We start from the raw sequence: 14,195 nt of genomic DNA on the forward strand, positions 1-14,195 counted from the left end.
TATGGAAGGTTTTTGTGAGCGTAAACAGCCCCAAAAGACGACGATTTAAATTTGTTCTGATCACGTTGCTGGTTCTGGTTGCCGTTGGTGCCGGGGCGTGGTTCGCGTGGAAGGCCCCGGCCAGCAAAAACCCCGCCGCCACCATGATGACGGTACAGGTGCAAACCACAACGGTCGATGATGTCGTGACCGCACAGGGTAAATTGGAACCGCGCGATTATGTCGATGTCGGCGCGCAGGTTTCTGGCCAGCTGGAAAAAATCCATTTCGAATTGGGCGATGTTGTGAAGGCCGGTGATTTACTCGCCGAAATTGATCCCGAAGTCTATGAAAAGCGCGTTGAGGCCGACGAGGCCGCGCTGAAACGTTTACAAGCCCAGCGTCTGCAACAGGAAGCCAGCGTTTTACAGGCGCAACAAAAATTCGACCGCAATAAAAAATTGGTCAAAGACAAGGCTGTCAGCCAGGAAAATTTTCAGGACGCGGAAACGGCCCTGAAAATCGCACAGGCACAATTGGCCGCTTTGGATGCGCAAATTGCCGAAGCGCAATCGACATTAGAGGGCGATCAGGCGAATTTGGGCTACACCAAAATCTATGCCCCGATGGATGGCACCGTCGTCGTGCAAAGCGTGCAGGAGGGCCAGACCCTCAATGCCAGCCAGCAGGCCCCAACCTTGGTTCAATTGGCCAATCTGGATACCATGACCGTGCGGGCGCAAGTGGCCGAGGCGGATATTATGCGCCTGAAACCCGGTATGGATGTGTCTTTCACCACGCTGGGGTCGCAGGGGCGCACATGGACCGGGACCGTACGTCAGATTTTGCCCAGCCCCGAAACCATCAATGATGTTGTTCTTTATAACGTTCTTGTCGATGTTGATAACAAGGATCGTCAATTGATGACGGGCATGAGCACGCAAATGTTCTTCGCAATCAACAAGGCTGAAAATGTACTGGCGCTGCCGGTTTCCGCACTGGGTAAACGTGTGCCGGATCAGGATGGTGAAGATACGCTGGCCTATTCTGTGCGCGTTGTTCAAGGACGTAAGATTGAGGACCGCGCCGTGCAAATTGGTTTGATGAACCGCACGATGGCCGAAGTGAAATCCGGCCTGTCCGCTGGCGATGAAATCGCCCTGCCGTTGGCGGTGGCATCATCATCGTCCGGTGGCGGCTTCCGTGGCGGGCCGCGCCTATGAGCGAGCCGTTGCTGCAGCTTTCGGGCCTGAGCCGTGTGTATGAAAGCGGCGACAGCATCGTCCGGGCGCTGGACCATATCGACCTGACCATCCATGCCGGGGAATTTGTTGCCATTATGGGGCAATCGGGGTCCGGTAAATCCACATTGATGAATATTCTGGGGTGTCTGGATCGTCCGACGGGTGGCACATACCATGTGCTGGGGCGCGATGCGTCGGTGTTGGATGCTGATGAGCTGGCGGCGTTGCGCCGTGATACGTTCGGGTTTGTGTTCCAGCGTTATAATTTGCTGGCCACGGCCAGCGCGGCGGAAAATGTTGAAATTCCGGCCATCTATGCGGGTTTAAGCGTGGCCGATCGCCGGGCGCGGGCGCAGGAATTATTGTCGCGGCTGGGGCTGGGGGATCGGGCCGATCACCGTCCGTCGCAACTCTCCGGTGGGCAGCAACAGCGCGTGGCGATTGCCCGCGCATTGATGAACAATCCCCCCGTCATTCTGGCCGACGAACCCACGGGTGCGCTGGATTCAAAAAGCGGGGCCGAGGTGATGGACCTGCTGAAATCCCTGCATGCCGAAGGGCGCACAGTGATTTTGATTACCCACGATGAAAAAGTGGCCGCCCACGCCAGACGCATCATCCGCATCAGCGATGGAAAAATCACGGATGACAGCGGTGACGGCAAGGATGGCGTAACGACCATTGCGCCGCATGTGGACCGCAACGCCCATGCCAGCGTGATGGCGGACATCATGGAATCAACCAAAACGGCCATGCGGTCGTTGCGCGTGAATTTGTTCCGTACGGCGCTGACCCTGCTGGGCATTGTGATCGGTGTGGCCGCCGTTGTCACCATGCTGGCCATCGGGCAGGGCAGCAAGCAAAAGGTTCTGGATCAGATCGGGGCCATGGGCACCAATCTGCTGAACATTCGTCCCGGCGCACCCGGTGTGCGCAGCAGTGGTGATAATGCATCATTAACCGTTGATGATGCCATGGCGTTGGTGGGCTTGCCCAATATCGATGTGGTGGTGCCGGAACGCTCGGGCCGGGCGACATTGCGTTTTGGCAATATTGATTATTCCACAACGGTGCAGGGCGTGGGCGAGGGGTTTCCGCTGGCCCGCGACTGGCCCGTGGCGCGGGGCGCATTTTTTATGGACCGCGATGTGTCCACTTACGCCCCGGTTCTGGTGCTGGGGAAAACCGTGGCTGATATTTTATTCCCCGGTGGGGACGATCCGGTGGGGCGCTATGTTCTGGTTGGTAATATTCCGTTCCAGGTGATTGGCGTGATGGGGTCAAAAGGCGCGGCCCCGTGGGGCGGGGATCAGGATGATGCCGTGTTCGTCCCCTATACCACGGGCATGATCCGCCTGTTCGGGCAAAATTTCCTGAACAGCATTACCATCCGCGTTGGCGATATTGCGTTGATGGAGCAGACCGAGGCGGCGATTGGGCAAGTTCTGCTGCAGCGTCACGGCACCGAAGATTATCGTATTCGCAATACGGCCTCGATTCTGGCGGCGGCGACGGAAACGCAGAATACATTGACCATCCTGCTGGGCACGGTGGCGGCGATTTCGTTGCTGGTCGGTGGTATTGGCGTCATGAACATTATGCTGGTCAGCGTGACCGAACGCACGCGCGAAATCGGTATTCGTATGGCCACGGGGGCGCGCCGCCGCGATATTATGTTGCAATTCAATACCGAAGCCGCCGTGGTGTGCGGTGTCGGTGGTGTGCTGGGCCTGTTGGGCGGGTTTCTGGCCGGGTGGATTGCGTCCTTGTTTCAAGTCACGGTGATTTTTACGGTGGCCCCGGCGGTTTTGGCGTTTACCTGTGCCTTTGTGACGGGCGTGTTGTTCGGCTACCTGCCCGCGCGTAAGGCTGCATGGCTGGACCCCGTCGTGGCCCTCAGTTCGGAGTGAGATGATGAAGCGTTTTTTATTGGCCTCCGTTGCCGCTCTGGCTCTGTCGTCCTGTTCGCTGACGCCTGATTACACGCGTCCCGACGTGGGTACGCCCACCGCGTGGCACATTGATGCCAAAACCGGTGTCAATGTAACGGCGGATTGGTGGGGCAATTTTAAATCGACGGAATTGAACGCGCTGATTATTCGCGCACTGGAAAACAACAATGATTTGCGCGCGGGCATTCACCGCATTGAACAGGCCCGCGCCAGCCTGAAAATCGCCGGGGCGGATATGTATCCATCCATCGATGGATCGGGCGGCGTATCGTGGTCGCGCAACAATCCGACCAGCGGCAAAACCACATCGGAAAATTCTGGACGCGCCGGGTTTGGTGTGGCGTACGAGGTCGATTTATTCGGCGCCAATCAGGCAGCAATCGATGCCGCGGCCGCGAATGTCGAAGGGGTCGTTGCCGATCGGCAGGCCTTGGCCCTGACCGTGATGGGTGATGTGGCCACAACATACTTCACCATTCTGAATTTGAATGAACGGATTGGTATTGCCGAAAGCAATTTGAAAATTTCGCGCGAGGTTCTGCGGATCGTACAGGCGCGTGAGGATGCCGGGTCCGTTTCGGGGCTGGAAGTTGCCCAGCAAAAAACAATCGTCGCCAATACCGAAGCCGGATTGTCCAGCATCCGGGAACAGCGCGTGAATGCGTATAATGCGCTGGCCGTGTTGTTGGGCCAACCACCGCAAACGGTGGCGGTGCAGGCAAAGGATTTGTCGGGTGTGACCTTGCCCACCATCGCTGCGGGGCAACCCTCGGATCTGCTGATCCGTCGCCCGGATATTTACAGCGCCGAAATGGATTTAATCGCGGCCAATGCCAATATTGGTGCGGCCCGCGCGGCGTTTTACCCCTCGCTTAATCTGGGGCTGGATTGGTCCGTGGCGGCCAGCCCGCTGGGTGATCCGACAGCGACGGCGTTGTCGCTGGCCGCCGCCCTGACCGCGCCGATTTTCCAAGGTGGACGTTTGGAAGGTGGATTGGAACAAGCCACGGCCCGTCAAATGGAATTGGCCGAAACCTATCGCAAAACCGTTCTGGTCGCGTTCCAGGAGGTGGAGGATGCGCTGGCCGCAATCCGGTCCTCTGGCGAACGGCAAACGGCGCTGGATGTTGCGGCGACGGAATCGCGCCGCGCATGGGAATTGTCGGTGAAACAATATGACGCCGGGTTGATTGACTTCCAGACGCTGCTGGATGCGCAAAGATCCATGCTGTCTGCGGATGATACGGCGCGTTCGGCACGGCTGGCGACCTATACGGCGGCGATTACCCTGTTCCGGGCCTTGGGTGGCGGATGGGAATCGAGCGTAATGCGCTGATTTTTCAGGGTGTTTTTGCTGGAATTGGGGGCTTTTCAAGATTTTGAATTGCCTTGGTTTGGGCTTTCTGTTAATCCTGTGCCGTCTTTTCGAAGAAGCGCTCGTAGCTCAGCTGGATAGAGTATTGGTTTCCGAAACCAAGGGTCGCAGGTTCAAGTCCTGCCGGGCGCGCCATTTCCCTTGGAAATGGTCGCCCTCTTATAAAAGGGTGGTTCGAACTTTGTTCGAACGGGCGCGCCATTTTTCCCCATCATATAAATCGTATCCGTCACTCCGGCGAAGGCCGGAGTCCATGGGATAGAGTGTATGGATACCGGCCCCATGAATTTTTGGCGCCGGTATGACGTAAAAGGGGATTAGTGTGATTGGTTTAATCCAGCTTTTTTCAACGCGGCCTTCTGGCGTTTCTCCAGCGCGGCTACATCGAAATCGGCAATCATCTCGTTAAACAAACGGTGCCAGTTTACTTCCGCTTTCAAATGCAGGAAGACGGAACCCAATCCCAATGCGGCGCGATCCATAAACACGAATTCACGCGGGACAGTCACACCGCCGAGGGAGCGCAGGCGTTCATGCACTTCGGTTGCGGTTTCGCGGCCATAGATGCCGTTGGTCACTTCGCCAATCGGGCGGACGCGGTCTTCCATCACCGGGCCATACAGGAATTTGGCCCAGATATTGAGCGTTTCAATGTGGCCCTTGGACAGGTTGTTGAAACCCCATGTTTCATAGGCGTGCACAGCGCGGGCCGTGTCGTCGTTCATCAGCGCGTGATACAGGTCGATGACGCCGCCAATAAATTTCGGCGGGAAGACGCGGACACATCCAAAATCCATCAGATTAATGGACAGGTCGTCACGCACTGTATAATTGCCCAGATGCGGATCGCCGTGGATCACGCCGTAATAATACAGCGGCACATACCACGCCCGGAACATGTTCAGGGCAATCTGATTGCGTTGATCCGCGTGGGCGTCGACGTAATCCAGAATCTTTTCGCCATCCAACCATGTGGCGGTCAGTAAACGGTCCGTCGATAAATCGTCAATCACCCGCGGAACATGCACGGCCTTCTCATCCGCCAGCATATTGCCGTAGAGTTTGCAGTGGCGGGCTTCCAGCGCGTAATCCATTTCTTCGAACAATCGGGCGGACAGTTCGTCATGGATGTATTTCGTTGAAATCGCCTTGTCGTGTTTTTCGTACAGCGAGAAGATCAGTTTCAGCTGGTTTAAATCCGCCTGAATCACCGACTGCATGTCGGGGTATTGCAGTTTGCAGGCCACGCGCGTGCCATCATGCAAAACGGCGCGGTGCACTTGGCCCAGGCTGGCGGCGGCGGCGGCGTCATGTTCGAACGATTTGAATTGGCTTTCCCAATCGGCACCCAATTCCGTTTTCATCCGGCGGCGCACGAAGGGCCAGCCCATTGGCGGCGCGTTGGATTGCAGCTGGCGCAGGGCGTTGGCATATTCGGGGGGCAGAGCCTCCGGGATCGTCGCCAGAATTTGCCCGACCTTCATCAACGGCCCTTTCAGGCCACCCAGAGCCAGCAGGAGTTCCTCGGCGTGCTTTTCCCGCTCAATCTTCAGGCCCAGATAGCGTTCGCCCGCAACTTTCGCGGCCAACCCGGCCATCGCGCCAGAGACTTTGGCGTAACGGGCCGCGCGGCTGGCGATTTTGCTGCCGCCGTCGCCGGATTTTTTCGATTTGTTTTTCGGATCATGTGCCATGGGTGCAATGTGGCGGGACTGACAAAAAAGTCCAGCCTTATTTCCCGTTTATATCCATAATTTCACTGATTTATGGCTTGAAAAGCGGGCTGGGGCACGCCACTCTAACTCTCTGAAATATATAAACGGACGGCTTTTCCCATGACCCGCCAGATTGATACGCACCGCGACCATATCCTGCTCACCGGACTGCCCGATGTGGTGTTTGATGGCTGGGCGGTGTCCACCTTTGAAACCGCGTTGAAAAATGCGGGCGAAGACCCTGCGCTGGTGCGGGCGGTGTTTCCGGGCGGCGTGGCCGATATCGTGGCCCATTTTTCCGATTGGGCCGACGTGTCGATGATTGATGCGCTGGCCGATATCACGCCCGAAGAACTGCGCGTGCGCGATCGTATCCGCGCGGCGTTGCTGGCCCGGTTCAACGGCCTGGCCCCGTGGAAGGAACAGGTCCGCATGGCCTCGACATGGTGGGCGGTGCCGGGACGGCAGACGATGGCCGCCAAATGCGTCTGGCGCACGGCGGATTGCATCTGGGACTGGGCGGGCGATATTGCCACGGATTACAACCGCTATACGAAACGGGCGTTGTTGTGTGGTGTTCTGACATCGTCCACGGTGGCATGGCTGAACCATTCCGGCGATGATGACGCGGCGCTGGAAGAGTTTATTGATCGTCGCATCGACCGTATTATGACGCTCGGGAAAATGATGGGCCGCATCATGCCCGGTAAGAAAGATAATAATAAAAGATCCGGGAAGGGACATTCGGCATGAATAAAAACGCCATGCGTACCGTTGTATTATCCGTTGCGGTTGCCGGAATGCTGGGGGGCGCACTGCCCGCCCATGCCAGCAACACCCTGCCGCCCGGTGCGCAGCCTGTTGCGGAAAAAGCCGGTTTTTTCGAATCCATCGGGGCGAAAATCAAGGCCATGTTCCCGCAATATTTTCAGGATCGTGACACCAGTGCCGCGCCTGCTGAAACATTGCGCGCCCCCTTTGCTGACCCCAGCCTGCCCCCCGTAACGCCGACGCCGTTGATGCAATTTGGTATTGGTGTCAGTGAACTGGATAAAACCGCCGGAAAGAACCTGGATGTTCCGCACCGGAACCAGGATGAATTGGCCAAGTGGCTGGATCGTGCCGTGGCCGAAACCATGTCGTTCAGTCCCGCTTCCTATCCCGATCATATTAAACATCTGGCCACGGGCTTTACGCCCGAAGGGTTGGCGCAGTTCCAGGCCTGGGTCCAGAATGCCAACCTGATTCAGGCGATGGAAACCGGCCATCTGCAGATGAATGGTTTTGTTCAGGAGGCGCCGTTCCTTCTGAACGAAGGGGTTGTGAACGGGCGGTATCGCTGGTTGTTTGAAATTCCGGTGATGATCAGCTTTTTCGACAAGGACGTGAAGTTCATGAAAAGCTCGACCCAGATCAAGGAAACACGCCGCCTGTTGGTCCGCCTGCAAATCGGGCGTGTGGCGTCGGGTGGTCTGGAAAATGGCGTTTTAATCGAAACATGGGAAGTCTACGCCAATACGCGTAAAAACTGATCAGGCGATGCGTTCTTTGCTTCAGGCGGGCGATCCGCCTCCCGTTGAAATTCTCAATCCTGATGGACGCAGTGACTGCATCCTGATCTGCGAACATGCGGGGGCGGTGGTGCCGGCCGCCCTGGGGCGTATGGGGCTGGACGACGATGATTTTGGTCGTCATTACGCTGTGGATATTGGTGCGCGCGGTGTGACGGAACATCTCTCCCGTCTGTTGGATGCGCCTGCGATTGTCGCGACCTATTCCCGTCTGGTGGTGGATATTAATCGCACCATTGATCACGAAACGACATTTCCGGTGACGGGCGAGGGCAAGCCCATTCCCGGGAATGTGGGATTGAGCGATGCTGACAAGGCACAGCGTATCAATGAAATCTACAAACCGTTTGATCGGGCGGTGCAGGATGTGATGAATTCCGTTCTGGATCACGGCGGCCGCCCGATGTTGCTGGCGGTGCACAGCTACACCCCCGTCTTTTTCGGAACGCCGCGCCCCTGGGAATGTGCCGTGCTGTGGCGCGAGGATTGGCCCATGTCCCGGGCTATGCTGGGCCATTTACAAGCGCTGGGTCTGAACGTGGGGGACAACGAACCCTATGACAGCCGGAAACAATGTTTCGGCACGCTCGATCGCCATGCCGGGGGCCATGGCGACGGGGCGGACGGGGCGTTTTTATGGCCCCATGCTTTGGTAGAAATTCGTAACAACCTGATCCAAAACGATAAAGACCAGCAATCCTGGGCCGAAATTCTGGCCAATGTGGTGCATAAAATTATGGCGGATGAATCGAATCGCGGCCTTCCGCCCGACACCCCCTTGGGTTAAGATCGCCCCGTTAACCACCATCTGTGACCGCAGGCGACCTGTTTTATGCAAACGGGCTCCGGTCCTTGTATTTGTAACGGGATTTGAAAATGGCAGAAGCACAATTGAAAAGCGTTGGGTCCGATGATGGCACACGCGAAGTGGATGGCGTGACGGGCAAGCGCCTGAAGGCGTTTATTGAGCGTCTGGAACGCTTGGAAGAAGAAAAATCCGCGCTGGCCGAAGATATCAAGGACGTTTACGCAGAATCCAAAGCTGTTGGTTTTGACACCAAAACCATTCGCAAAATTATCCGCATGCGCAAAGTGGCGTTGGATAAACGCCGCGAAGAAGAAATGCTGCTGGAAACATACAAAGCCGCGCTTGGTATGGAATAATTGCTTTCTTTGCATTCGGTGTAAAAACCGACACAATAAAGGCCGGGGTGATCCCCGGCCTTTGCTTTTTCGGCCTTTGTTTTTTGCGACGGATTTTCTTATGACGCATCTTTTGTCCCGCTTATTGATCCCGGCTGTGTTCGGCGTGGTTGTTGCGCTGGCGATGTTTTTTCGCGGGATTGAACAGGCCTTGTTTGCGCCAGTTCTGGGCGGGGCGTGGGTGTGCGCGGCCATGGCATTTTGGCCGGCGCGGCGGATGGTTGGCTGGGATGCGCCGTGGGCGCCGCTAACGGTGGCCCTTGTGTTGTTCTTTGGCTGGATCGGGCTGGCCGTGTTCCGGGCCGATGTGGCGTTTGTCAGCGGGGCCTTCACGGCCATGCTGTTGCTGGTTCCGGCCCTGTTTTTCACATTGACGCTGTATCGCGATCACGGGCCCGACATTTTACCGGCGATGACCCGTGTCCTGACCGGGCTGGGTGCGGCATTGTCCGTGTGGACGATTTTTCAGGCGGCGGTTCTGCCGGATCTGGCGGGCGGTCGCATTCACCATCCCTTCCTCAACGCCAATGATCTGGGTGCGTTTATCGCGATGAGTGTACCGTTCGCGTTGGCCATGCTGTTACGCGGGTCTGGTCGCGTGATGGTGGCGGGCGGCGTGATGGTGGCGTTGGCGCTGGTGGCGATTGCCATGACGGAAAGCCGGGGTGGGTTTCTGGCTGCGGGGGCGGTGATCGTGGTAATGGCGCTGTGGTGTGCGCCACAAACACGCCGCCGCATCGGGCCCTTTGTTCTGACCCTGGTGGCGGCATGGGCGATGTGGTTTGCGTTGTGTGCTTATTTGAATGATGTCGATACAATCGCAACACGCTTTGGCGGCATTATGGGGGATTCCAAGGCCAGTATTGATGAACGCTATCTGATCTGGACCACAGCGTTGTCGATGGCGGCGCATCACCCATGGACGGGAATGGGGGGCCTGGCTTCGTTCTATTTATCCTATGCCGGCATGCGACCGTTCGGGGATACCAGCGACGGATATTTCGTGCATCTGGATCCCTTGCAATTCGCCGTTGAAACCGGGATTCCGGCTTTGATCTTTTTCTATCTGCTGCTGGACGTGATTGCGGTGCGCACGGTGATGGCGGCATCGGCCACGCAGGATATGGGCCAACGTCTGGCGGTGCTGGCTCCGGCGGCATCCTTGCTTGTTCTGGTTTTGAATGCGCATCTCAGTTTCCAGCTTTATATGCCCGTCTTCTTGATCCCCGCCGGTGTTATTCTGGCCGTATGGTATGCGGCGACGGAACAATGTCTGGGACGGAACCGCTTTGCCCTGTCATTCAAGGCTCCGTTTGTCCGGCATGCCGTTTTCGCTGGCGTGATGGTCGGGCTGGTCTTGACGGCGGCGTGGTGTGTGCGGGCTGGGGTGGGTATTTATTACACGGATCGTGGGCATGCGATGCTGGGACGCGATGATTTTCAGGCGGCGGAGCACGTCCTTGCCATCGCGCACAGGTGGGCGCCTGAATCTTATGGCCGCGTATATTATATTGATGCGGTGGCGGCCCGGTTGCGTTTGAACAAAAATGTGCTGGACGGTCAGGACCCCCGTGTTGTGTATGATCGTGCGCTGGCCGGATATGACCGCGCGATCGCCCTCAATACCTATAACGCCTATTACCGCAATGAAAAGGCCTTGCTGATCTATACGGTTGCCGGTGTGATGGAGCCCAACGGCGCGGCAATGGCGGAACAGATTTTGCGAGAGGCCTTGGCGCTGGATCCGCTGAATTTTGAAGTACGTGTTGGCCTGGCGCAGATCTATGCGGCATCCGGGCGCGTGGACCAGTCCGTGGCGGTGCTGGAGGATGTTATGCGCTGGCGCGTGGCAGAGCTTTATGCGTCCCCGCAATATCTGGGCATGTTGGCGCAAATGCATCAACGGGCGGGGAATGCGGACCGTGCCGCATTTTATGCCGATAAGATCGCCGCGCGGACAGAGCAACGGAATATACAAGTGCGGAGCCGCACAGGTGTGGACCAGTGGCTCAAACAATTACGGGACCGATTGGCCCCGTAATAAAAGCGCATTAGTTGATGGTGGGATGTTGCGGTACGGTGGGGCGCTTCATCGTGGCTTCGTCGCGGAAGCGCACTTCAACTTCGGCTAGGCGCGCCAGCGTGTTTAACATGCGCACAGCCTTCGGCGTATCATTATAGGCTTCGCCAAACGCGGCCAGTTCCTTCATAACGGCTTGATCATCGTCGGACATAAAGCGGGAGCGCATCAGGGCGCTGGCGACCAGCAGAAACATTTGGTCCGGATTGTAACGGGATTTGCCGGCGTCGGCACGCGCCAGCATGCGGTCGCCAATATGGGACCCGGTGGAGTTTTCATTGAAAGTTCTTTTCAATCCCGACATATCTACATCCTGTTCTTTAACGCTACTGTTAATTTATTAACATTTTTTTAAACCTTACCTAAAAAGCGGCTCTGGCGCAAGGAAAAATCAGGGTTATGGGAAGTTTGCGGTTTGCGCGGCGGCCGAAGCAGGTGTGAATTTACCGATTGTTTATATTTTCCCTATATCGTGGCAGCGAACAGGAAGACCATAAAAAGAGGATTTGATGAAACCCGTTTCGCTCAACCATACGATGATCCAGATGTCGCAACGTCTCGACGCGTATCTGGATGCACGCGATGCGGAAATTCGTCAGGAAGAATCCGGCCAGGACGAAGAGCGCGCCTTGCGTGCCGTTGACAGCCTTCTGGCCCATCTGCACAAACAGGCGTTGGACGCCGAAATTCACTTCAAGCGGCTGGAAAAACAGCGCGGAGCAAAAGACCCGATGGCGCAGATTGCCGCCGATATGATGGACAGCGCGAAAAGCGCCTATCTGACTCGTCTGTTGGAAGCCCGCGAAGACGACGCCGTTCAGGCCGCTGTGAAGGCCATGTTGGTTCGTCTGGATGAAGAGCGCGAGGCCGAGTTGGCCGCAACCAAACAGAAATTCTGGGATCGCTTGAATGCGTTCCACTTGCGTATGCGCAGGCAGATGGAAGCGGAGCAGAACACACATGACCCGTTCATGGCCTTTATGGCGATGATGATGTTGAACGGTGTGACCGCGAATGCGCAGGCTTATAATCCTTTTGACGCCATTCAAAAACAAAGACGGCGCCAAAGAAGCTTTGCCGCCGCCTTTGCTGAAGCATCCTTCGGGCCGCAGCCCGGTGGCTCTATGTCGGTGTTTGCCGGTTCTTAAGCAACTCATCCACCACGGCCGGATCGGCCAGCGTGGATGTATCGCCCAGGCTATCAATCTCACCAGCGGCGACCTTGCGCAGAATGCGGCGCATGATTTTTCCTGACCGTGTTTTGGGCAGTCCGCTGACCCATTGGATCACATCCGGCGTGGCGATGGGGCCGATGATCTTGCGGACCACCTGCACGATTTCCTTTTTCATCTCTTCGCTCGGTTCACGCCCGGTATTCAGGATGACATAGGCATAAATGCCCTGACCCTTTAAATCGTGCGGGAAGCCAACAACGGCGGATTCGGCAACACAATCATGTTCGTTAATGGCGGATTCGATCTCGGCCGTGCCGAAACGGTGGCCGGATACGTTGATCACGTCATCCACACGCCCGGTGATCCAGTAATACCCATCATCGTCACGGCGGCATCCGTCACCGGTGAAATATTTGCCTTTGAACGTGCTGAAATAGGTTTGTTCAAAACGCGCATGGTCACGGAATACGGTCCGCATCATGCCGGGCCAGGCATCGGCGATGCACAAATTGCCTTCGCATGGGCCATTCATAATATGGCCCTCGCCATCGACAATTTCCGGGGCAACGCCAAAGAACGGTTTGGTGGCCGATCCCGGTTTGGTTGCAACAGCACCGGGCAGGGGCGTGATCATGTGGCCACCGGTTTCGGTTTGCCACCATGTATCAACAATCGGGCAACGCCCTTCGCCAACGACGGCGTTATACCACATCCAGGCTTCGTGGTTGATCGGTTCACCCACGCTGCCCAAAATGCGCAATGTGGAACGGCTGGTTTTCTTGACCCATTCGTCCCCTTCGCGCAACAACGCGCGAATGGCGGTGGGGGCGGTGTAGAAAATATTGACCTTGTGCTTGTCCACCACCTGCCAGAAGCGGGAAAAGTCCGGGTAATTCGGGACGCCTTCGAAAATCAACGACGTGGCCCCGTTGGCCAGCGGACCATAAACGATATAGGAATGCCCGGTGACCCAGCCCACATCGGCCGTGCACCAGTACACTTCGCCCGGTTGGTAATCAAACACCCATTCGTGGGTCAGGCTGGTATACACCATATACCCACCCGTGGTGTGCAACACGCCCTTCGGCTTGCCGGTCGATCCCGATGTGTAAAGAATGAACAGGGGATCTTCGGCATTCATTTCTTCGCACGGGCAGTCGGTGCTTTGCGTATCGACAATGTCGTGCCACCACACATCGCGTTTTGCATTCCATGCGACATCACCACCGGTGCGTTTCAAGACAATCACGGTGGACACGTCGGGGCAGGATTTCAGCGCTTCGTCCGTATTTTTCTTCAACGGCACTTTCTTGCCACCGCGCAGACCTTCATCCGCAGTGATCACGATATTGGAATCGCAATCCAGAATGCGGTCTTTCAATGAATCCGGTGAAAACCCACCAAATACAACCGAATGAACCGCCCCGATGCGGGCGCAGGCCAGCATGGCGTATGTCGCCTCTGGCACCATCGGCATATAAATGGTGACGCGGTCGCCTTTCTTCACGCCGCGCGCTTTCAACGCGTTGGCCAGTTTGGACACTTCGTCCTTTAACTGGGCATAGGTGATGTGCTTGCTCTCATTCGGGTTATCTCCCTCCCAGATCAGTGCGGTCTGGTTCGCGCGGGCGGGCAAGTGGCGGTCGATACAATTATACGCCGCGTTCAATACGCCGTCTTCATACCATTTGATCGACACGGGGGCGTTGAAACTGGTGTTCTTGATTTTGGTAGGTTTTTTAAACCACGTGATCCGGTCCGCCATGTCACCCCAGAACCCATCTGGGTCGCTGATGGATCGTTGATACAAAGCGTCATATTGGGCGGCGGTGATATGCGCCTTGGATGTGATGGCGGCGCTGGGCTGGAACAGTTCCTTGGTCATTGCGACTCCGGCTGGG

12 protein-coding genes and 1 tRNA gene are annotated in these 14,195 nt (G+C 56.7%); 10 read left to right on the plus strand and 3 right to left on the minus strand.

The window, feature by feature from the left end; all coding sequences use genetic code 11:
* Nucleotides 1-14 precede the first annotated feature (14 nt).
* The 4 genes from MICA_RS01895 to MICA_RS01910 all read left to right on the plus strand — a co-directional run bounded on the left by MICA_RS01895 (nucleotide 15) and on the right by MICA_RS01910 (nucleotide 4,685).
* Nucleotides 15-1,202, plus strand: coding sequence for an efflux RND transporter periplasmic adaptor subunit (locus MICA_RS01895; protein ID WP_014101982.1), 1,188 nt, complete (start codon nucleotides 15-17; stop codon nucleotides 1,200-1,202).
* Entirely contained in the window at nucleotides 1,199-3,133 is a 1,935-nt protein-coding gene (locus MICA_RS01900; RefSeq protein WP_014101983.1) for a MacB family efflux pump subunit, read from the plus strand. The genes MICA_RS01895 and MICA_RS01900 overlap by 4 nt, the downstream gene beginning before the upstream one ends.
* 1 nt (nucleotide 3,134) lies before the next feature.
* Entirely contained in the window at nucleotides 3,135-4,511 is a 1,377-nt protein-coding gene (locus MICA_RS01905; protein ID WP_014101984.1) for an efflux transporter outer membrane subunit, read from the plus strand.
* A gap of 97 nt (nucleotides 4,512-4,608) precedes the next feature.
* Nucleotides 4,609-4,685 (plus strand) — tRNA-Arg (locus MICA_RS01910).
* Between the two features lie 182 nt (nucleotides 4,686-4,867).
* On the opposite strand, the gene MICA_RS01915 is transcribed toward MICA_RS01910, so the two are convergent.
* A complete protein-coding gene (locus MICA_RS01915; RefSeq protein WP_014101985.1) occupies nucleotides 4,868-6,244 on the minus strand; it encodes an ABC1 kinase family protein in 1,377 nt (458 codons plus the stop codon).
* A 141-nt stretch (nucleotides 6,245-6,385) separates the two neighbouring features.
* Here MICA_RS01915 and MICA_RS01920 point away from each other — a divergent pair, with 141 nt between their 5' ends.
* The 5 genes from MICA_RS01920 to MICA_RS01940 all read left to right on the plus strand — a co-directional run bounded on the left by MICA_RS01920 (nucleotide 6,386) and on the right by MICA_RS01940 (nucleotide 11,080).
* The gene (locus MICA_RS01920) at nucleotides 6,386-7,018 is read left to right on the plus strand and encodes a COQ9 family protein (RefSeq protein WP_014101987.1); all 633 of its coding nucleotides are present in this window, start codon (nucleotides 6,386-6,388) and stop codon (nucleotides 7,016-7,018) included.
* A complete protein-coding gene (locus MICA_RS01925) occupies nucleotides 7,015-7,797 on the plus strand; it encodes a DotI/IcmL family type IV secretion protein (protein WP_014101988.1) in 783 nt (260 codons plus the stop codon). The genes MICA_RS01920 and MICA_RS01925 overlap by 4 nt, the downstream gene beginning before the upstream one ends.
* Before the next feature lie 7 nt (nucleotides 7,798-7,804).
* Nucleotides 7,805-8,623, plus strand: coding sequence for an N-formylglutamate amidohydrolase (locus MICA_RS01930; RefSeq protein ID WP_049782079.1), 819 nt, complete (start codon nucleotides 7,805-7,807; stop codon nucleotides 8,621-8,623).
* A gap of 89 nt (nucleotides 8,624-8,712) precedes the next feature.
* Nucleotides 8,713-9,000: a DUF2312 domain-containing protein gene (locus MICA_RS01935; protein WP_014101990.1), complete on the plus strand. Its 288-nt coding sequence runs from the start codon at nucleotides 8,713-8,715 to the stop codon at nucleotides 8,998-9,000.
* A gap of 100 nt (nucleotides 9,001-9,100) precedes the next feature.
* Entirely contained in the window at nucleotides 9,101-11,080 is a 1,980-nt protein-coding gene (locus tag MICA_RS01940; protein WP_014101991.1) for an O-antigen ligase family protein, read from the plus strand.
* Between the two features lie 10 nt (nucleotides 11,081-11,090).
* Here MICA_RS01940 and MICA_RS01945 read toward each other — a convergent pair whose 3' ends face one another.
* Nucleotides 11,091-11,423: a hypothetical protein gene (locus tag MICA_RS01945; RefSeq protein ID WP_014101992.1), complete on the minus strand. Its 333-nt coding sequence runs from the start codon at nucleotides 11,421-11,423 to the stop codon at nucleotides 11,091-11,093.
* Between the two features lie 205 nt (nucleotides 11,424-11,628).
* Here MICA_RS01945 and MICA_RS01950 point away from each other — a divergent pair, with 205 nt between their 5' ends.
* Nucleotides 11,629-12,267 carry a hypothetical protein gene (locus MICA_RS01950; RefSeq protein WP_014101993.1) on the plus strand — a complete coding sequence of 213 codons (639 nt, stop codon included), beginning with the start codon at nucleotides 11,629-11,631 and terminating at the stop codon, nucleotides 12,265-12,267.
* Here MICA_RS01950 and acs read toward each other — a convergent pair.
* On the minus strand, nucleotides 12,242-14,179 hold the full coding sequence (acs, locus tag MICA_RS01955) for an acetate--CoA ligase (protein ID WP_014101994.1): 1,938 nt from the start codon (nucleotides 14,177-14,179) through the stop codon (nucleotides 12,242-12,244). The genes MICA_RS01950 and acs overlap by 26 nt on opposite strands.
* Nucleotides 14,180-14,195 lie beyond the last annotated feature (16 nt).

The organism is Micavibrio aeruginosavorus ARL-13 (assembly GCF_000226315.1).
Classification (GTDB): domain Bacteria; phylum Pseudomonadota; class Alphaproteobacteria; order Micavibrionales; family Micavibrionaceae; genus Micavibrio; species Micavibrio aeruginosavorus_B.

Coding starts and splice junctions, on each gene's coding strand:
- MICA_RS01945 (WP_014101992.1), bottom strand. CDS start 11,423: ATGTCGGGATTGAAAAGAACTTTCAATGAAAACTCCACCGGGTCCCAT.
- MICA_RS01940 (WP_014101991.1), top strand. CDS start 9,101: ATGACGCATCTTTTGTCCCGCTTATTGATCCCGGCTGTGTTCGGCGTG.
- MICA_RS01925 (WP_014101988.1), top strand. CDS start 7,015: ATGAATAAAAACGCCATGCGTACCGTTGTATTATCCGTTGCGGTTGCC.
- MICA_RS01950 (WP_014101993.1), top strand. CDS start 11,629: ATGAAACCCGTTTCGCTCAACCATACGATGATCCAGATGTCGCAACGT.
- MICA_RS01920 (WP_014101987.1), top strand. CDS start 6,386: ATGACCCGCCAGATTGATACGCACCGCGACCATATCCTGCTCACCGGA.
- MICA_RS01905 (WP_014101984.1), top strand. CDS start 3,135: ATGATGAAGCGTTTTTTATTGGCCTCCGTTGCCGCTCTGGCTCTGTCG.
- MICA_RS01930 (WP_049782079.1), top strand. CDS start 7,805: ATGCGTTCTTTGCTTCAGGCGGGCGATCCGCCTCCCGTTGAAATTCTC.
- MICA_RS01915 (WP_014101985.1), bottom strand. CDS start 6,244: ATGGCACATGATCCGAAAAACAAATCGAAAAAATCCGGCGACGGCGGC.
- acs (WP_014101994.1), bottom strand. CDS start 14,179: ATGACCAAGGAACTGTTCCAGCCCAGCGCCGCCATCACATCCAAGGCG.
- MICA_RS01935 (WP_014101990.1), top strand. CDS start 8,713: ATGGCAGAAGCACAATTGAAAAGCGTTGGGTCCGATGATGGCACACGC.
- MICA_RS01900 (WP_014101983.1), top strand. CDS start 1,199: ATGAGCGAGCCGTTGCTGCAGCTTTCGGGCCTGAGCCGTGTGTATGAA.